This window comes from Escherichia sp. E3659 (assembly GCF_005781135.1).
Taxonomy (GTDB): domain Bacteria; phylum Pseudomonadota; class Gammaproteobacteria; order Enterobacterales; family Enterobacteriaceae; genus Escherichia.
In genome coordinates, this window is sequence record NZ_VATQ01000037.1 from 1 (window position 1) to 19,392 (window position 19,392).

Sequence of the window (19,392 nt, forward strand, 5' to 3'; positions counted from 1 at the left end):
GACAATTTTTATCCCTTCAAGCGTACTGGCCCCCTGACCACCGGCATTGTGAACACTCACGCGGGTATGACCAGACGTGTTGCCTTTTACAATTAATTTATCGGTCGCGGAATTATCATCACCGAGTTCGGTACGCATAACTAATAACCCATTATTGGCGGTGTAATCTCCATTAATGGTGAGTGTGGCAGGTGTCAACTTGTCGCCATTTTTTGAGGAAGATAGTGTTGCTGTACCCGCCAAATCCAGTGTATTTAAGGTTTGTGAAAAACCGTCTAAATCGATATTCCCTCCGCTGGAGACGACATAACTGGAGTTCGGACTAAAGGTATCGTTGATACCGGCGCGCAAGGTGCCTTTATTTATATTCGTTTGGCCAGAGTAGGTATTTGCGCCAGTCAACGTCGTGACTCCAGAACCTTCCTGGTTAACTTCGCCTTTGCCAACTATATCTGCAGCCAGGATAAAATCTTCGCTGGAGTGGTTAAAATTAATTTGTGCAGCACTATCCCCGACATCGCTTCCCATATGGATAATCGGCGTCTTAATTGCCCCCGCTTTCTGTTCGGCTTCTCCCTTCGCTCCACCAATGTTTAGAATACCGGTGCTGGTTTCGTCCATTCCAAGCCAGATAAATTGATTCGCGCTGACCGTGGCATTATTACTAACGGTAAGAGTACCCTTTGCATCGTTCTGCAATGAGCCCAATCCACCAAGGGAGATAAACTCATTCACGGCTAATGAAGAATTGTCACCATCAACCAGGGTTTCGCCGTATCCCGTTCCCTGAAAATTCTCCATATTTCCATTAAAGCCAATGATCATATCTTTTGATGCTGTAAGACGACCGCCATGAGTTATTTCGAGTTTACCCGTCCCCTGATCGCCGACCACCACATACGTTGCAGAAACGGAAGAACCCGCACCGTCAATAACAACTTGACCCTGTGCCTGGTAATTAAATTCACCGATTCTGAATTCATTTAAATCGGTGATAGTACTGCCGCTAAGCACCATTAAGGTTCCTGAACCACCATTCGTACCTAAATAAACATCGCGTTCATTAGGCGATGCATGACTAAGCGTTAGATGAGTATTATTTTCTAATTTCATTACCCCGGAGGTAGCATTGCCGATTACGATTTTTGACGTAGTCAGATCCCGCCCGTCTATATTCAATGTTCCTTCACTTTTTGAACCAACATTAAGATAATGAAATTGATCCCAGGCTGATGAATTATTTTCGGATGAGGATAGCGTTACAACATCATTATTGTCGATGGTAACATCACTGTTGATGGTCGTGGGTGGTGTCCATGCCAGTGAAACGGGTATTGATAACACGGTTGAAATAGCTATTGCCAGCGTTGACAAGGGATGCTTTTTGATATTCATAAAGTTCCTTCTCATCCTTATGATTTAATTTTAGATAAATAATGAACTCACAGTAACTACGTAAGAAAATTAGGTTTTAACGTCTTTGGAACAGGTTACTGTTTTATCAAATGAAGAGTAGTGCGTGAAACCAATGTTTATAAATCAGTTTAATTTATGGTTAATTTAATATTAATTTGTTTTGATGATTTAGGAGTTGAGCTAAAAAATAAGCTGCATAGTTTTCTGTAGCAAAAATCTTTAAATATCTTAAATGGTAAAAAATGATAAAAAGAAAAGCGAGGAAAATCATTAAGATGTGTGACGTCGATGTTTTTTAATTTAATATAAATGACGAATTAATTGCATGTTTATTGTTTGCACATCTTCTTAGAAGGGGGTAAATACCAGGATTTTTATCAAAAAAATAATATAAATGTGATTTCTGTGTATCGATGAAATGAATAAAAATATGAGATAAAACACACGATTCTTAAGAAGAATATAAACACATTGTCTATTTTTTCTGATTGCAGAACTGTTTATTAAGCAACCCTCAATAATGGCATAATTTGGCGTTGATTAAACAACTGTTTACAGAATGAGCATATAAAAAAGGGAGCCGCAGCTCCCTTGAACAACCTTAGTGCGCGCCGCCTCCGCCGCCACCTGCGCCAAATGGCGGTTTAGCGAACCACACCAGCCCCAGCAAGACGAGGAATATCCCGGCTGACATCCAGAAGATCTCATTGGCAGAAATAATCAGCCCCTGATTGGTGATCTGCTGAGCAATCCAGCCCGATGCCTGCTGTTGCGTCATCCCCAGACCTTCCAGTTGACTGTACATCGCCTGGGCGTTCGGGTTATACGGGTTCACCGATTCGGTCAACTGAGCATGGTGCATCGACTCGCGGTTAGTCCACATCGTCGTCGTTATGGACGTACCGATAGACCCCGCCAGCGTTCGCGTAAAGTTGGAGAGGCTCGACGCCGCCGCCAGTCGTTCCGGTGGCAGACCAGACAGCGTAATGGTGGTCAGCGGCATAAAGAAGCAGGCCACCGCGAAGCCCTGAATAAACTGCGGCCAGGCCGACGCGCCGAAATCCATACCCGGTTCAAAGGTATAGGCACGCCAGTAGAAGCAGACGGCATACATAATAAAGCTGAAGGTTACCAGTCGGCGCATATCCAGTTTATGCGCGAAGCGGCCGATAATCGGCGACAGGATCACCGGAATAATCCCTACCGGCGCAGAGGCCAGCCCTGCCCACGTCGCCGTGTAACCGTAGACCTCCTGCAACAACTGCGGCAGCAGAACAATCGCGCCGAAGTAGAGCATATAGGCGAGGCTGATACACAAACAGCCGATGGTGAAGTTGCGCGACTTAAACAACGACAGATCGACTATCGGGTTATCATCCGTTAGCTCCCAGACAATCAGGAAGCAGATAGCCACCACTGCCACCACGGTAAGGATGATAATTTCCTGTGATGAGAACCAGTCCAGCTCTTTACCCCGGTCGAGCATAATCTGTAGGCTGCCGATACCAATCACCAGCAGCGCCAGCCCTACGGCATCAATCCGCCGCCGCTCGGTACGGGTTTCACGTCCGCGCAGGGTTTGCAGTGTCATCAACACAACGGCTACGCCAATCGGTACGTTGATGAAGAATATCCAGCCCCAGTGGTAATTATCGCTGATATAACCGCCGAGGATTGGCCCGCAGATAGGCGCGACAATCACCGTCATCGACCACAACGCCAGCGCGATAGAACGTTTGGCAGGTGGGTAGTTATTCAGTAACAGACTTTGCGAAAGCGGGATCAATGGCCCGGCGACAATCCCCTGAATCACGCGGAAGAAGATCAGCATATTCAGACTGCTGGAGACACCACATGCCCACGAAGCAATGGCGAAGGCGATGGTCGACCAGAGGAACAGTTTCACTTCCCCGAAGCGCTTTGCCAGCCAGCCGGTAAGCGGGATCGAGATGGCATTCGCCACCCCGAAAGAAGTGATTACCCACGTTCCCTGGCTGAGCGATGAGCCCAGATTCCCGGCGATAGTGGGGATCGCCACGTTAGCAATGGTGGAGTCCAGCACCTGCATGAATGTCGCCAGCGACAGCGCAATCGTCATAATGACCAGTTGCGCGCCTTCCAGCGGTTTTTGCTGTTGCATCACACGCACCTCTGGATTAGCCAGCGTTAGCTTTTACGATGTCGTCGATCAGTTTATTGACAGGTGCCAGGCTGATTTCACGCGCGGTGCTTACCGCGACCGGTGTGGAGCGTACTTTGTTTGCCAGTACCTGACCGTCACGGTTAGTGGTATTGACGCTCACCAGCGTGGACAAACCGATACGCAGCGGGTATTGCTCCAGCTGTTTCTGGTCCAGTTCGATACGAACAGGCAGACGCTGAACGACTTTGATCCAGTTACCGGTGGCGTTTTGCGCCGGAAGCAGCGAGAACGCGCTACCCGTACCCATATCCAGACCAACCACTTTACCGGTGTATTTCACATCATCGCCGTAAATATCGGTGGTGATGGTGACCGGCTGACCGATACGCATATTGGCAATCTGCGTCTCTTTAAAGTTGGCATCCACCCACATATTGGTGGCTGGAACGACTGCCATCAGCGGCGTCGTTGGGCTAATTTGCGCCCCAGGCTGTACTGCGCGACGGGAGACATAACCAGTCATCGGGCTGACAATACGGGTACGCTCCAGCGCCAGCCAGGCATTACGCACTTCAGTGGCAGCCTGTTGCACGGCAGGCTGATCTTCCAGTTTAGTCCCCAGAATCATCGCCTGATTGGCATTGTATTGTTGAATGGCGACATCCAGCTGCGCCTGGGCGCTGGTGACGGCGTCGCGGGCGTGTTGCAGCTCTTCGCGGCCAATCAGGTTGGCATTGCCCAGTGGCACGCGGCGGTTGTAGTCACTCTGAGCTTTGGCGAGGGCGATTTTCTGCACCTCAATATTTGCCTGCAACTGTTTGCTGTTGATCATCAGTTGGTGGGTTTGACGTACGCTGGAAGCCAGCGCAGTTTTGGCTTTTTCAAACGCCTGGCGAGCATCCGTCGGGTCGAGAGTGACCAGCACATCGCCTTCTTTTACAAAATCGGTGTTATCGGCCCAGACTTTCGTCACACTGCCTGACACCTGAGACATAATTTGAATCTGATTTCCTGCCACGTATGCGTCATCCGTTTCTTCGAAATGACGCAGTACCAAAAACCAATAAATCCCTATCGCTACGGCAATAATAATAAAGAGCAAGGTGAGAAGGAGGAGCAGACGCTTACGTTTGCCGCTCTTCTTTACCGGTTGCTGCGGGGTTTGAGTCTCCGCATTTGCGCTCATAGTATTCTCCACGATCTTCTTAACTCATCGGCTGAGCCGACCTGCTTGCCAAAAAGGCCAGCACGTTGCGATGCTGGCCGGTCAGTTTTTCTTTTATAAGTCTGGATTTTTGAGCGAGATGACGCGTTAGCTCATCGCTTCGAGAACAGCACCGTCTTGTTCCATCTGATCGAGACGGGAGAGCAATTTGCGGGTGATTTGCTCGAGCTGATCTTTTTCTGTTGTGCTGAGCGCGGACCAGAGTTGATGCAGGCAGTTATGCTGCGGCGGTAAAACCTCGCGCAAAAACTCGTGACCTTTTTCCGTTAATTGCAGATGCAGGCAGCGGCGATCGTTATCGCTTTCACGACGTTCGATCCAGCCACGTTTTTCCAGTTCATCGGCAATACGCGTCGCATTGGTACGGGATGATCCAAGAGCACAGCTCAATTCAGAAGGCTGAATACTGTGGTTTTCCTGAGACTCCAGCGTAATCAACGCCATAAACAACGTCTCGTTAATCCCCTGAGCCTTCAGCATTTTATTGCGGTTCTCCAGCAGCTTGCTTTGCATATGCATGCAAAGACGGGTCAGAAGGATCTCCTGATAAGGAAAATCTTCGTGGCGGCTGGCGCGAAATTTTAGCATTTGTTCAATGGGCGTAAACGAACTATCCATTTGGGTATGACCTCATTAATTTCAGCCGATATAGTAACGACAGTGACAAATAAAGTAAATGTATTGTTTTAGAAAAATGATTCTTGTGGTCTATAGAAACGTCATCACTTTCCACGTCAGCCCGTAGGCCAGCGCACTCAATAAAGTGGGAATAATGATGCTGCGTGTTTTATAGAAACTGGCTCCCAGTACCGCAAAACCGACCAGCGTGGGTACGAAACGGCGTGAATCGTGTATCACTTCTGGTGCGGTAGAGACAACCAGCAGAGCGCAAATCGAGGCGATGCCAATGGTGTCGAGCAAAATACCCACTGCGCCACGCTTGGTTGGGCGGGCATTGCCCACTCGCAGGCGTAGGGGTAAATAGCGGAAGCAGTAATTCGCCGCGCCAACCAGTAATCCAAGCAGCAGAACCTCATAGCTCATCAGGTGCTCCTTGCCAGAATGACTGGATTAACGCAGTGAGGCAGCCAAAGACAATGCCTGCCAGAATGGCGACGGGAATAGAAAATAGCGTTACGCCAGCAAGGGCACCAACTAACGCTGCGGTAACGCAAAGAGATTGTTTGCGCTGGAAAGAGGCGAGCAGAAAACTCATAAAGAGTGCCGGCAGCATAAAGCCTAATGCTGCTTCGACGGCTGGATAACCTTGCAGCAAACCGCTGCCCGAAAATGCCCCTATTACCGTACCAAATACCCACGATGACCATGAACTGAAGGCAATGCCGATCATCCAGTTTTCGCTCCAGCGGCGATTATTACGTACTAGTTTTGCCGTTGCTGCGGCAAAAACTTCGTCCGTCAGGCCAAACGCCCACAGTGCGGTTTTCGATTTTTGCAGGCGTTGAACAATGCGGCTACGCAACGATGGACCATACAGTACATGGCGAACATCCATTGCCATAACGGTCAATGCGGCTACCCACAAGCTACTACCAGCTGCCAGCATTGCGGTGATGACAAACTGGCTCGCTCCTGCATAAATAATGCAGGAGAAAAAAACGCTTTCCAGGGGAGAGAATCCCAGACGGGTCGCATTCAGACCAAATGCAAAGGCCACCGGAATATAACTAATAACAATCGGTAAACTGTCTTTGCAGCCTTCCATGAAGGTCGCCGAACCAGAAGCAGGCAGTGGAGTAGGGCTTACCATAGAGTGTACGCTTAACGATTGTTAATATTATTAATAGTCTGGATGAATATCCTAACCTTATCAGACTGATGGGATTCTTAACACCCTTATAAGTGTAAAGCCACGAAAACGGTTGCTGATTGCTTAATTTGCGACTTCCTGACGATGAAAACCTCGCCACCAGACCAGTAAGTTAACCAGGGCAATCGTCGCGCCAGCCAGACAAACGCCAGCCCAACCGGCATGTTGCCAGGCTGAGGCTGAAATTAGCGAACCGGCGGCACCGCCAATAAAGTAGCTGGTCATGTAACCTGCGGTCAGGCGATTACGCGCATCAGGATGAATACGATAAATCACGGTTTGATTGGTGATATGCACGCCCTGCACGGTGAGATCCAGTACCAGAATGCCGATAATTAGCGCCAGTACGGAAGTGTGGCCAAACCAGATCGCCAACCATGAAAGTAACAACAGCAGCAGACCAAACGTTGTTGTGAGATGCGATTTGCCCTTATCGGCAAAACCGCCCGCCGGGCGAGCGCCCAACGCCCCGGCAGCTCCCGCAAGTCCAAACAGACCAATTACGCCATCGCTGTAATTAAAAGGCGGCGCGGCGAGCAAAAAAGCCATTGATGTCCAGAGAATGCTGAAGTTGGCAAAAGTCAGGCAGCCCAGTATCGCGCGGGTGCGCAGGATCTTATCGCTGATAAACATGCTGAAAACGGAACCAAGCAACTGTGGGTAGTTGAGGTGGGTTTCAGATTTCATTTGTGGCAGGCCGCGCCATAACGCCAGTGCCATCAGTGCCATTAACACCGATGCGACCCAAAAGACGGTGCGCCAGCCGCCGAGATTCGCCAGTAGCCCGGCAACGGTTCGTGCCAGCAAAATCCCCAGCAGCAGGCCACTCATAATGGTGCCAACCACCTTGCCGCGTTTGTCCGGTGAAGCCAGCGTCGCCGCCAGCGGAACCAGAATTTGTGCCACGACCGAGAATAAACCGGTTAATGCCGTACCGAGGATCATCATCGCCAGCGACTGACTGCTGGCGGTAATCAACATACCGCCTGCTGCCAGTAAGGTCATGGTGACAATCAGGCGGCGGCGTTCAAACATATCACCGAGGGGAACAAGAAACAGCAGACCTGCGGCATAGCCTAACTGCGCGGCGGTAACAATAAAGCCTGCCGAACTGGCGGAAAGAGAAAAGTTACGCGCGATGGTATCGAGCAATGGCTGTGCGTAATAGTTGCTGGCGACCGCCAGACCGGTGGCGATCGACATTAGCACGATCAGCGCCGGGCTAAGCTCATGATTGGGTTTAGTCATTATTTTTGTTCATCAGGTGATGATTAAGCTGGAAATCAATAATAGCGGATGTTGATGAATATGGGATGAAAGATAGATTGTTGAAATGTGCGGGTAATGGGGAGAGGGTATTTGAAGGTGAAATATGCCACTAAGGCAAATGTTACGTTCACTTTCAGACTATAGCTACTTTGTCACTATTTTGCTGGTGAACGTGCCAGGGTGGCTCAGTCGCCACCACCCTGGCGACCCAGGCTTTTGGCACAAAATCGCCGCTACGCGGTACATTCGACTTATTTCTTACGGCTATCGGGTACGGGCGCGAGGTAACATCCCTGTAAGACGCGCCCTCGCCGCGCATCCCTGCGCGTCGCCCCGGCCTTCAGAAAACGTCTCATCGATTTTCAGCCGGATTAAAACCATCGCTGTAATTGTTTTACTCACATGAGCATTATCTGCGCGGTTATCAATATTTACTTCTGCGCTGCCAGCGCCTCATTCACCCAGCCATCGAACTGCTGCTGGTGGGCTTTGATCCAGCCATCAACGTGGCCCTGAATATCGCCTTCTGAGGCTTTGCCGTCATGCATAATGGCGTTCTGGGCGTTAATATCTGCCACTGGTAACTGCATAATGGCAAACAGTTTCGCTGCTGCCGGGTTTTTCTCGGCCCAGGCTTTGTTGGCAACGATATGCATGGTGCTGACCGGGAAGCCGTAATTCGCACCATTCGGCAGTTTGGTATCGGCATTTTTATCGCCCGGCAGTGCAGAGAACGGCACCTGCAACCAGACCACATCTTTCCCTGGCTTCAGCTCATTACTCACCCAGTACGGCGTCCAGGTGTAGTAAAACACCGGTTTGCCCTCTTTGTAGCGACTGATGGTGTCGGCCATCATCGCCGCATAGTTCCCCTGATTATGCGTCACGGTGTTGGTCAGTTCATACGCAGCAAGCTGGTGGTTGATGGCACCTTCGCAGCCCCAGCCTGGGTTACAACCGGTTAAATCCGCTTTGCCATCGCCGTTGGTATCGAACAGTTTAGCGATCTTCGGATCTTTCAGTTGCGCGATGTTGGTGATTTTGTACTGGTCGGCGGTTTTCTTATCGATCAGGTAACCCTGCGCCGCGCCGTTAACAAATACCCCTTCACGATAAAATTTCTTATCGCCACCGGCAGCTTCGTACATGTTGTCATGCAGTGGCGTCCAGTTCACGGCGGTGAAGGTTGCATCGCCGGAAGCAAGCGAGGTGTAGCCAACGTTGTAATCTACTTCGCTAGGTTTGTTGACGGTATAACCTAATTTCTCCAGCGCACGGCTGACCAGCAGCGTCTGGAAAGTTTCTTCGGTGATGGTGCTCTGAACTGGATTAACAGTAATGCCTTTGCCCGGCAGATCGGCAGCAAAAGTTTGTGTAGAGATAAGCGTGGCAAACGCTGTCGCAAAAAGTACGCTATGTCGCATTGTTATTCCTTTTTTTGGCAGGGTGATATGCCCGGCGTCACCGGGCAAGTGCAGAGTTACTTAATGAATGGGCGGGTCAGCAGACCAACAGGGCCAGTGGTGTACCAGCGACGGTTGCCGCGACTGCGTGAGTCGCGCCCAACGGCCTGCGTCAGGCGGTCGAGGATAATGGCGAGGATCACAATCCCGACGCCGCCAACGGTGGCAAGCCCCATATCCAGACGACCGATACCGCGAAGTACCATCTGACCCAGCCCGCCGACGGCAATCATCGAGGCAATGACCACCATAGAAAGGGCCAGCATCAGCGTCTGGTTGACGCCCGCCATAATGGTTGGCATCGCCAGCGGTAACTGAACTTTGAACAGCATCTGGCGCGGGCTGGCACCGAATGAGCGCGAGGCTTCAATCAGATCCGCCGGAACCTGGTTAATCCCCAGAATAGTCAGGCGGATAATCGGCGGCAGAGCAAAGATGATCGTCACCACCACCCCCGGCACGTTGCCGATACCAAACAGCATGACGATTGGCACCAGATAAACAAACGCCGGCGTGGTCTGCATGGCATCAAGCAGTGGACGAATAATTTTCGCCGCTCGCGGACTTCTTGCCAGCCAGATCCCCAACGGCAAACCGATGACGATACAGAACAGCAGGGCGGTTAACACCAGCGCCAGGGTAACCATGGCCTGCGACCAGGCACCGATTGCGCCGATGGCAATCAGTGAAACCAGCGTCGCAACACCCATTCCTACCCCGGAAATTTGCCAGGCGATGAGAGCGAAAACGATAATCGCCACCGGCGCGGGCATACCCAGCAGCAATTGCTGGAAACCGTTGAGGATATAATCAACCGGAACGCGCACGCCCTGGAAGACGGGACGGAAATGGGTAACGACCCAGTCGATCCCTTCAGTGACCCAACTGTCGAGTGGGATCAGCGTTTTATGGAACGGATCGAGAATGTTAAAATGCTCGGCGTTTGGCGCAGGCGTGCTGGTCAGCCAGTCGGCGCCGCCACCGTCAGTCGGTGTAGCAGCCGGTGTACCCCAGGCATCTGCGGATTGTGCGGCACTGTCCGCCGCTGGTGTGGTATCCCACGGATTATTTTGATCAGCCATTATTTACCCCTTCACGATCTAAAGCGCGCAGCAGCATTCCTTTCGAAATGATGCCGACATACTGTTGGTCCTCGTCGACCACTGGCACCGCACAGGGCGCCTGTCCGACATGAGAGAGCAACTCGCTAAGAGGCGTTTGCGCATCGACCGCTAACGGCGCATCAATCAGTGCTGCATCAAGACCTTGCTGCTGTGTTAATGCGGTTTTAAGCGAATCGATAGACACTGCGCCGACAAACTTATTACCGCGTTCGATAACGTAGCCATATTCGCGATCTTCATCCTGCAATAATTTCAGTGCCGAACGCGGGCCGAAGCCAGGGGTTTTACGAATTAAGCCATTAGGGCTGCGGCGGGCAATATCTTTCGCACTGAATACCTGACTAATATCAACGCCACGGAAGAAGGTACGGACATAATCATTCGCCGGATTATTGAGAATTTCATCCGGTGTGCCGACCTGTACCACTTCACCATTTTGCATAATGGCAATTCGGTCGCCAATACGCATGGCTTCATCGAGATCGTGGGAAATAAAGACAATGGTGCGCTGATGTTTCGCCTGTAATTTTACCAGCTCATCCTGCATCTCGGTGCGAATTAATGGATCGAGCGCCGAGAAGGCTTCGTCCATTAATAATATATCCGGATTAATTGCTAACGCGCGGGCTAATCCCACTCGTTGACGCATCCCGCCCGAGAGTTCATCCGGGTAGCTGTGGGCATAATTTTCCAGCCCGACCTGACGCAGTGCATCAATGGCTTTTTCCCGGCGTTCTTCGGCATTAATTCCGGCCAATTCCATACCAAACGCAGTATTGTCCAGCACGGTCATATGTGGCATTAAGGCAAAGGACTGGAAGACCATCGCAATCTTTTTTCTGCGCACCTCACGGAGTTCGGCGTCGGATATTTTGGCAATATCCACACCATCAATCAGCACTTGCCCGCGGGTGGGTTCAATCAGGCGATTGAGAAGGCGTACCATTGTGGATTTACCCGAGCCGGATAATCCCATGATGACAAATATCTCGCCTTCTTCAATGGCCAGACTGGCGTCTTTTACGCCAAGCGATAGCCCAGTTTTTTCCAGAATTTGTTCTTTTGAAAGTCCTTGTTCGATATATTTGAACGCTCGCTGTGGATGCTCGCCAAATATTTTATAAAGATTTTTAATTTCTAATTTAATTGCCATGCAATAGAAAGATTCCTGTTATTTGTTTATGTCGATATATTACCCAATGGAAATAGTCACTTTTTTCTACCCTAACATACTGAGAATCTGAGGCAACCCCTGATGGCAAATGTGGCATGAATATTGATGCAAGCAAATTGCCGGAATTTCCCGTGATATAAGGGCTGAGAGCAAATCGAGAAAAGTTGATATTTTTTGTTATAGATAGCGAAAAATCGCCTGAATATTGTAGTTTCAGGCGAATAATGCAACAGAGAGTCAGTGTAGATCACCACAAATTATTTGCGTGATATAAAGCTATTTGGCAGGAATTATTTCCCTGCTGCGGATAGTGATATTTTTGAAAAATAACCCCGTCAGAAATTCCAGTCTTCATCTTCTGTTTCGACCGCTTTTCCCATCACATAAGAGGAGCCAGAGCCGGAAAAGAAATCGTGATTTTCATCGGCATTCGGCGAAAGCGCTGCGAGGATTGCCGGATTCACTTCCGCCATTTCTGCGGGAAATAACGGTTCGTAGCCCAGATTCATCAACGCCTTATTGGCGTTGTAACAGAGAAACGCTTTCACATCGTCAGCCCACGGAGTTTCGGCGTACAGCTCATCGGTGTATTGCAACTCGTTGTCATAGAGTTCCAGCAACAAATCGAAGGCGAAACTCTTCAACTCTTCACGTTGTGCCTGGGAGATCTTTTCCAGGTTTTTCTGATATTTATAGCCGATGTAATAACCGTGGACTGCTTCATCGCGGATAATCAGACGGATCAGATCGGCGGTATTGGTCAGCTTTCCGCGGCTGGAAAAATACATCGGCAGCCAGAAACCGGAATAGAACAAAAATGATTCAAGAAACACACTGGCGATTTTCTTTTTCAGCGGATCATCACCGCGATAATGTTGCTGAATAATCTGTGCTTTTCGCTGCAACGGTGCGTTTTCTTCACTCCAGGTGTAGGCGGCATCGACATCTTTGGTCTGGCACAACGTCGAGAAAATCGAACTGTAAGAGCGGGCATGAACCGCTTCCATAAAGCTGATATTCGATAATACCGCCTCTTCATGAGGCGTGAGTGCATCGGGCATCAGCGAAGGCGCGCCGATAACATTTTGCAGCGTGTCGAGCAGCGTCAGGCCAGTAAAAACGCGCATCGTCAGTTGTTGTTCTACGGCACTTAATGTCTGCCAGGCGGGAATATCGTTCGACAGCGGCACCTTTTCTGGTAGCCAGAAATTGCTGGTCAGGCGATTCCACACCTCCAGATCTTTATCGTCAGATATCTTGTTCCAGTTGATGGCGCTGATACGTGAGAGTTTCATAGATATTCCTTAAAGCCGGACTCATCAGACTCCGATTTTTGGCCATGTGCGCTTTGTTCCTGCCGGATGCGGCGTGAACGCCTTATCCGACCTACAAAATCATGCAAATTCAATATATTGCAATTATTTTTCAGTCTCTTAGAGCGAGCAGGAGACGCAGCCTTCAATTTCAGTGCCTTCCAGCGCCATCTGACGCAGGCGGATGTAGTAGAGCGTTTTGATGCCTTTGCGCCAGGCGTAAATCTGCGCTTTGTTGATATCGCGAGTGGTGGCGGTATCGGGGAAAAACAGCGTCAGCGACAGCCCCTGATCGACATGGCGAGTCGCTTCCGCGTAGGTGTCGATGATCTTTTCTGCGCCGATTTCGTAAGCATCCTGATATAGCGCCAGATTCTCGTTAGTCATAAACGGGGCAGGGTAGTAAACGCGTCCTGTTTTGCCCTCTTTGCGTATCTCTACTTTCGCCACAATCGGATGAATACTCGACGTGGCATGGTTGATATAAGAGATGGAACCGGTTGGTGGCACCGCCTGGAGATTCTGGTTGTAAATGCCGTAGCGCATCACGTCGTCGCGCAGCTGCGCCCACATCTCACGGGTAGGTAACGTAATTCCGCTGCGGGCAAACAGTTCGCCAACTTTCGCCGTTTTCGGCTGCCAGTTACCTTGCAGATATTGGCTAAAATATTCACCGTTGGCATAGCGTGACTGTTTGAACCCGGCGAAGGTTTCACCGCGTTCGCGCGCCAGCAACATCGAGGTACGCAGTGCGTGCCAGGTGATGGTATAGAAATAGAGATTGGTGAAATCCAGTGCTTCCGGCGAACCATAAGCGATGCCTTCTCGCGCCAGATAACCGTGTAAATTCATCTGCCCCAGACCGATGGCGTGTGAGGCGGCATTTCCGGCTTCGATGGACGGCACGCTGCGGATATGACTCATATCTGACACCGCCGTTAAACCGCGTACGGCAGTCTCTACCGTGCGGGCAAAGTCGGGGGAATCCATGGTGTGGGCAATATTCAACGAACCTAAATTGCAGGAAATATCATGGCCTGTACGGGCATAGTCGAGATTCTCGTCATACTCTGAGGCACTGTTAACCTGCAAAATTTCTGAGCAGAGATTGCTCATATTTATGCGCCCGGCGACAGGGCTAGCACGGTTAACCGTGTCTTCATACATGATGTAGGGATAGCCGGACTCGAACTGGATTTCTGCCAGTCGCTGGAAGAAATCACGGGCGTTGAGGTATTTTTTGCGGATGCGTTCATCGGCAACCAGTTCGTCATAGTGTTCACTGATGGCGATATCGGCAAACGGCTTGCCATAAACCCGCTCAACGTCATAAGGCGAAAACAGCGCCATCTGCGCATTCTCTTTTGCCAGATGGAAAGTGATATCCGGGATCACCACGCCCAGCGACAGTGTTTTAATGCGGATTTTTTCGTCGGCATTTTCCCGTTTTGTATCGAGAAAACGCAGAATATCGGGATGATGGGCATGTAAATAGACTGCGCCAGCGCCTTGACGAGCGCCGAGCTGGTTGGCATAGGAAAATGCGTCTTCCAGCATTTTCATCACCGGAATTACGCCAGAAGATTGATTTTCAATACGTTTAATTGGCGCGCCCGCTTCCCGCAGATTCGACAGCAAAAATGCCACGCCGCCGCCGCGTTTCGACAGTTGCAGTGCGGAATTTACCGCCCGACCAATCGACTCCATATTGTCTTCAATACGCAGTAAAAAACAGGAAACCAGTTCGCCGCGCTGCTGCTTACCGCAGTTGAGGAATGTCGGTGTGGCAGGCTGAAAGCGTCCTGACAGCATCTCATCGGTCAGTTGCGTCGCCAGTGCTTCATCGCCTTGTGCCAGCGTCAGCGCCACCATCGTGACTCGATCGGCAAAATCTTCCAGATAACGTTTACCGTCGAATGTCTTCAACGTATAGCTGGTGTAAAACTTCCATGCCCCGAGGAATGTCTGGAAACGAAAACCGCTGGTGTGTGCGTGGGCAAACAGCGTAATGACAAAGTCGCGAGAGTAGCGATTAAGGACGCTTTCATCATAGTAACCTTCGTTGACCAGCCAGTTCAGGCGCTGCTGCTGGCTACTGAAGGTCACACTGTTCGGACGCACATGCGTCGCCATAAAGGCGTCAACGGCCTGGCGGTCTTTATCGAACTGAATGCGACCTGCGCTATCGTAGAGGTTAAGCATCGCATTCAGCGCGTGGTAATCCATCGTTTCCTGCGTCAGGCATTCTGCGGTTGTCGTTGCCAAAATTCGGTTACTCCTTTACGAACGTTTTCGATATCGCTTTGCGTACCCATGAGTTCAAAGCGGTACAGCCACGGCACGCCGCATTTCTGAGCAATCACATCTCCGGCGCGGCCATACGCCTCACCAAAGTTGCGATTACCCGAAGCAATCACGCCGCGAAGCAACGCCCGGTTATGCTCGTCGTTTAAAAAGCGAATTACCTGTCGAGGTACCGCGCCAGCCGTACCGCCGCCGCCGTAAGAGGGCACGATCAGGATGTAAGGCTCGTCTACCTGAATCCGCTCCCGCTCATTAAGCGGGATGCGCACCGCGGGCAGCCCTAAACGTTCGATAAAACGCTGCGTATTTTCGGAGCTGCTGGAAAAGTAGACGAGCTGGCTCATGCACTGGCCGCGTGTGGCGCTGGATGCAGACGGTTGATCATGTCCGGGCGGAAACCAGACCAGCTAAGATCGCCTGCAATTACTACCGGCAACTGACGAAAGCCCTGAGCACGCAACGCTTCCGCCGCTTCAGGAACGCGATCGACATTAATCATTTCAAAATCAAAGCCCCGGTTTTCCATCGCCCGTTTGGTGGCGTGGCACTGAACGCAATCGTTACGAGTGTAAATAGTAATGCGCATGATTCGTATTTCCGTTTAAAATGAAGATACGGCGCGATGATACGCGTCGGGTTGTCTCTCTGTTGATACAGAGATACTAGATGTAGTTGAAAAAAGATTCAACCACACAATATATAGCAAATAGTGGTCAGGATTGCCCTGGATATGAGCGTGACGGGGTAGGGGTATTGTTGTTCTATAGCCGGGCGAATACCCGGCATCAAGAAGTTACATGCGCATGGAAACGGCCAGACGGTTAAAACAATTCATCAGCCCGATGGCAAATGTTAAGTCGCTGATCTCTGCTGCGCTGAAATGCTCAAGCAAAGGTTGATAAACCTCGTCTTCCGCATGGGTTCGGGCAATATCGGTTACCGATTCCGCCCATGCCAGCGCCGCCCGCTCGCGATCGTCAAAATGATGGCTTACGCGCCAGCCTGCCAGGGCGTCCAGTTTGTGCTGCGGCACACCGGATTTGCGTAATGCTTTGCTGTGCATCTCCAGACAAAATGCGCAGCCGTTGATTTGCGAGACGCGCAAATAAATTAACTCCATCAGCGTGGTATCCAGCGCGCTATTTTCCAGTGCCGTTTTGGCCTGCACCAGTGCGTTATACACTGCCGGGCTAAGTTCGTAGTAAGGCTGACGTAATGTAGTCATACAGTTTCTCCTCTTATTAACGCCCGCAATGTAGCACTATAATGGACTGCTAAAGAGAGCCATAAATTACGTAAAAAAGCAGACCATATGCCACGTTATCAGGATATCGCCCGTCAGTTAAAAACGGCTATTGAGCAAGGGGAACTGAAACCTGGCGCAAGGCTACCTTCGAGTCGTACCTGGTCGCAGGAACTGGGTGTCTCTCGATCCACTGTCGAAAATGCGTATGCTGAGCTGGTGGCGCAAGGATGGCTGGTCAGGCGGGGACAGGCTGGCACATTTGTCAGTGAGCAGATACATCCGCAACAATCTGCTGTGGATGTCGTGGCTTTTGCTGGTGAAAGTCAGCAGCCACTGCCATTTCAATTGGGATTACCCGCACTCGATCTCTTTCCGCGAGAGCAGTGGGCGCGGGTGATGGGCCGCCGTCTGCGTACCCAGACGCGCTTTGATTTGGCATTAGGTGATGTCTGCGGCGAGGCAGCCTTGCGTGAGGCAATAGTTGATTACTTACGCGTTTCACGTGGGATTGATTGTCAGCCAGAGCAGGTCTTTATCACTCACGGTTATGCGGCCTCAATGGCTTTAATTCTGCACGCGCTGGCGAAACCGGGAAACGGGATCTGGATGGAAGATCCCGGCTTTCCACTGATTCGCCCGATTGTCACTCGCCACGGTGTGGAAATTTTACCGGTGCCGGTTGATGACAACGGACTGGATGTCACAAGCGGAATACAAAATTATCCTGATGCGCGTTTTGCTCTGATTACGCCGGCACACCAGAGCCCGCTGGGTGTGGCGCTCTCTTTAGCGCGCAGGCACCAGATGCTGGAATGGGCAGAGCGTAGTCAGGCATGGATTATTGAAGATGATTACGACAGTGAGTTTCGCTATCACGGTAAGCCGCTACCGGCGCTGAAAAGTCTCGACGCGCCGCAGCGGGTAATTTATGCCGGAACATTCAGCAAATCGCTATTTCCTGCACTGCGCTGTGCGTGGCTGGTGGTGCCGGTGGAGCAGATTACGCAATTCCGCCAACAGGCGTCACTGGAGCCATGTGCGGTACCCGTACTGTGGCAGAACACACTGGCAGATTTCATTCGTGAGGGGCATTTCTGGCGGCATCTGAAGAAAATGCGTCAGCAATATGCTCAACGTCGGCAGTGGATTGAGCAGGCGTTGACGCAGCAGGGATTTCAGGTTGTGCCGCAAAAAGGCGGTATCCAGATGGTTATCAGCATGGTGGGCGACGATATTGTCCACGCGCGTAAAGCCAATGCTGCTGGCCTTGCGGTGCAGGCACTTAGCGACTGGCGTATCCGCTCAAATGGGGAAGGAGGATTGCTGCTCTCGTTTACCAATATCGTTAGCGAAAGTATGGCGCAGCAGGTGGCACAACAATTACGCAGTGCCTTAAGTTAAAAACCCCGAAGTCAGGCTTCGGGGCCAGGGACGTGTATTTATTATCATTGTTTCACTACGATTTACGCATGCTTAACAACGCGCCGATAAAAATACCTACCGCAGCAGCTGTTCCCACACTACACCAGGGTCTTTCACGAACAAAAGAGTCTGCGCAGCCAACAGCATCGCGCGCGGCTTGCTGGACGCGAGTTCGACCATGCATCCGCGCCCTGGTTTCTTTCAGTAAAGCCTGAGCTTTACTGCGTGCGGCTTCGGCTTCCCCTTTAGCGTCGCTGCCCCAGGACTTCAATACAGATTCCAGGCTGTCAGCTAATTGATTGACATCATTCTGAATATCCTGCACGCCATCATCGACGTCGTTGCGGTTCGGTCTGTTAAACATATGATCTCCCATCAGGATTCAATGTAATTTTCAGTGTAGACCATAATTTTCTTAACAGAGATTCATCGTGGCTTTATGGACTTTTCTGAAAGCGTTGTGAATGCTCAATCAGGTAAGGTAGGGCCGCGGTAGATAATAACGAGGATAAAATATGTATTTACGACCAGACGAGGTGGCGCGCGTACTTGAGAAAGTCGGTTTTACCGTCGATGTGGTAACCCAGAAAACTTATGGTTATCGCCGTGGGGAAAATTATGTCTATGTTAATCGCGAAGCGCGAATGGGACGTACCGCACTGGTAATTCATCCCACGTTAAAAGAACGTAGTTCGACACTGGCAGAACCGGCTTCCGATATTAAAACTTGCGATCATTACCAGCAGTTCCCGCTCTATTTAGCGGGTGAGCGTCACGAGCATTACGGCATTCCACACGGTTTCAGCTCGCGTGTTGCGCTTGAACGTTATTTACATGGATTGTTTGGCGAAGCCAATTAAAGACGCGACTGGCATTGCCAGTCGCGACAAAGAAGGGTCAGGCTTTTACCTGCTGGTAACTGCTGACTTTGAACAGGCGGCGGCAGTAATCAAGGAAGTAGCCATAGACCGCACCCATCAACATCGAAACGACGATGTTTGAACTGACCGCGGCCATAATCTGGTGCCAACCCGCGCCCACGACGAGTAAGATTGCCATATATACCGGTGACTGGAACGTCACATAAGCCAGAATATCTGCAAGATTTTTTACCCAGCCCGACGAGCCAACTTTGCGTGCCATTCGCATAAATAGATCGCGGTACATACCGTATGGCCATGCAATTAAGATGTTCACCGGAATCGCTACCAGTCTGGAATAAAGGGACTGTTCGAAGCTCATTCCGGAGAGAAATACTTCGATAAACATGTTCACGACAGAACAGTAAACAACCATCGCGAACGTATCTGCTACTGCATGACGCAAGCGTGACTGCGGTGAGAACATGCCCATGCTCCTTAATAAACGCGAAATCGGATGAATGTGAATGCAGTGGTTTAAATTACCGTTTGCACTTTCGCATAGCGTATATCGCTGGCTATGACTTATCAATTAGTGAAAA

The 19,392-nt window shown here is 50.6% G+C and carries 19 protein-coding genes; 2 read left to right on the forward strand and 17 right to left on the reverse strand.

All coding sequences use genetic code 11. From position 1 onward, the window contains the following. From FEK47_RS20585 to FEK47_RS20655, 15 genes are all read right to left on the reverse strand, one after another. Positions 1-1,395 (reverse strand): autotransporter outer membrane beta-barrel domain-containing protein (locus tag FEK47_RS20585; protein WP_138183357.1); only part of this gene is annotated, 1,395 nt, incomplete at its 3' end. Between the two features lie 622 nt (positions 1,396-2,017). Further along, complete coding sequence (gene emrB, locus FEK47_RS20590) at positions 2,018-3,556, reverse strand: multidrug efflux MFS transporter permease subunit EmrB (RefSeq protein WP_130217219.1); 1,539 nt, start codon at positions 3,554-3,556, stop codon at positions 2,018-2,020. A gap of 16 nt (positions 3,557-3,572) precedes the next feature. Further along, the gene (gene emrA, locus FEK47_RS20595; RefSeq protein WP_001295175.1) at positions 3,573-4,745 is read right to left on the reverse strand and encodes a multidrug efflux MFS transporter periplasmic adaptor subunit EmrA; all 1,173 of its coding nucleotides are present in this window, start codon (positions 4,743-4,745) and stop codon (positions 3,573-3,575) included. A 126-nt stretch (positions 4,746-4,871) separates the two neighbouring features. Then, positions 4,872-5,402 (reverse strand): multidrug efflux transporter EmrAB transcriptional repressor EmrR, encoded by a 531-nt coding sequence (gene emrR, locus FEK47_RS20600; RefSeq protein ID WP_000378441.1) that lies wholly within the window; start codon positions 5,400-5,402, stop codon positions 4,872-4,874. 90 nt (positions 5,403-5,492) lie between these two features. Next, complete coding sequence (gene ygaH / locus FEK47_RS20605; RefSeq protein WP_130210894.1) at positions 5,493-5,828, reverse strand: L-valine transporter subunit YgaH; 336 nt, start codon at positions 5,826-5,828, stop codon at positions 5,493-5,495. Beyond that, positions 5,818-6,555, reverse strand: a complete 738-nt coding sequence (gene ygaZ / locus FEK47_RS20610) for an L-valine exporter subunit YgaZ (RefSeq protein WP_130210896.1) — start codon at positions 6,553-6,555, stop codon at positions 5,818-5,820. Before ygaZ ends, ygaH begins: the two co-directional genes overlap by 11 nt. Before the next feature lie 123 nt (positions 6,556-6,678). Next, positions 6,679-7,863, reverse strand: a complete 1,185-nt coding sequence (locus FEK47_RS20615; protein WP_135487402.1) for an MFS transporter — start codon at positions 7,861-7,863, stop codon at positions 6,679-6,681. Between the two features lie 452 nt (positions 7,864-8,315). Next, a complete protein-coding gene (proX, locus tag FEK47_RS20620) occupies positions 8,316-9,308 on the reverse strand; it encodes a glycine betaine/L-proline ABC transporter substrate-binding protein ProX (protein WP_001216525.1) in 993 nt (330 codons plus the stop codon). A gap of 56 nt (positions 9,309-9,364) precedes the next feature. Then, on the reverse strand, positions 9,365-10,429 hold the full coding sequence (gene proW, locus FEK47_RS20625) for a glycine betaine/L-proline ABC transporter permease ProW (RefSeq protein ID WP_130208067.1): 1,065 nt from the start codon (positions 10,427-10,429) through the stop codon (positions 9,365-9,367). After that, positions 10,422-11,624, reverse strand: coding sequence for a glycine betaine/L-proline ABC transporter ATP-binding protein ProV (gene proV / locus FEK47_RS20630; protein ID WP_130221558.1), 1,203 nt, complete (start codon positions 11,622-11,624; stop codon positions 10,422-10,424). Before proV ends, proW begins: the two co-directional genes overlap by 8 nt. Before the next feature lie 356 nt (positions 11,625-11,980). Beyond that, on the reverse strand, positions 11,981-12,940 hold the full coding sequence (nrdF, locus tag FEK47_RS20635; RefSeq protein WP_135487403.1) for a class 1b ribonucleoside-diphosphate reductase subunit beta: 960 nt from the start codon (positions 12,938-12,940) through the stop codon (positions 11,981-11,983). 138 nt (positions 12,941-13,078) lie between these two features. Beyond that, positions 13,079-15,223 (reverse strand): class 1b ribonucleoside-diphosphate reductase subunit alpha, encoded by a 2,145-nt coding sequence (gene nrdE / locus FEK47_RS20640; RefSeq protein WP_135487404.1) that lies wholly within the window; start codon positions 15,221-15,223, stop codon positions 13,079-13,081. After that, positions 15,196-15,606, reverse strand: a complete 411-nt coding sequence (nrdI, locus tag FEK47_RS20645) for a class Ib ribonucleoside-diphosphate reductase assembly flavoprotein NrdI (RefSeq protein ID WP_000080944.1) — start codon at positions 15,604-15,606, stop codon at positions 15,196-15,198. Before nrdI ends, nrdE begins: the two co-directional genes overlap by 28 nt. Continuing rightward, positions 15,603-15,848, reverse strand: a complete 246-nt coding sequence (nrdH, locus tag FEK47_RS20650; protein ID WP_001223227.1) for a glutaredoxin-like protein NrdH — start codon at positions 15,846-15,848, stop codon at positions 15,603-15,605. Before nrdH ends, nrdI begins: the two co-directional genes overlap by 4 nt. Before the next feature lie 207 nt (positions 15,849-16,055). Next, positions 16,056-16,487, reverse strand: a complete 432-nt coding sequence (locus FEK47_RS20655; RefSeq protein WP_000209788.1) for a carboxymuconolactone decarboxylase family protein — start codon at positions 16,485-16,487, stop codon at positions 16,056-16,058. A gap of 87 nt (positions 16,488-16,574) precedes the next feature. Between FEK47_RS20655 and FEK47_RS20660 the strand changes: the two genes are divergently transcribed. Beyond that, positions 16,575-17,909, forward strand: a complete 1,335-nt coding sequence (locus FEK47_RS20660; RefSeq protein WP_135487405.1) for a PLP-dependent aminotransferase family protein — start codon at positions 16,575-16,577, stop codon at positions 17,907-17,909. 55 nt (positions 17,910-17,964) lie between these two features. Here the strand turns inward: FEK47_RS20660 and FEK47_RS20665 are convergent, their stop codons facing one another. After that, a complete protein-coding gene (locus FEK47_RS20665) occupies positions 17,965-18,294 on the reverse strand; it encodes a DUF883 domain-containing protein (RefSeq protein WP_001295174.1) in 330 nt (109 codons plus the stop codon). A gap of 151 nt (positions 18,295-18,445) precedes the next feature. Between FEK47_RS20665 and FEK47_RS20670 the strand changes: the two genes are divergently transcribed. After that, positions 18,446-18,790, forward strand: a complete 345-nt coding sequence (locus FEK47_RS20670) for a DUF2002 family protein (protein ID WP_130221564.1) — start codon at positions 18,446-18,448, stop codon at positions 18,788-18,790. 37 nt (positions 18,791-18,827) lie between these two features. Here FEK47_RS20670 and alaE read toward each other — a convergent pair whose 3' ends face one another. Continuing rightward, a complete protein-coding gene (gene alaE / locus FEK47_RS20675) occupies positions 18,828-19,277 on the reverse strand; it encodes an L-alanine exporter AlaE (protein ID WP_064529915.1) in 450 nt (149 codons plus the stop codon). Positions 19,278-19,392 lie beyond the last annotated feature (115 nt).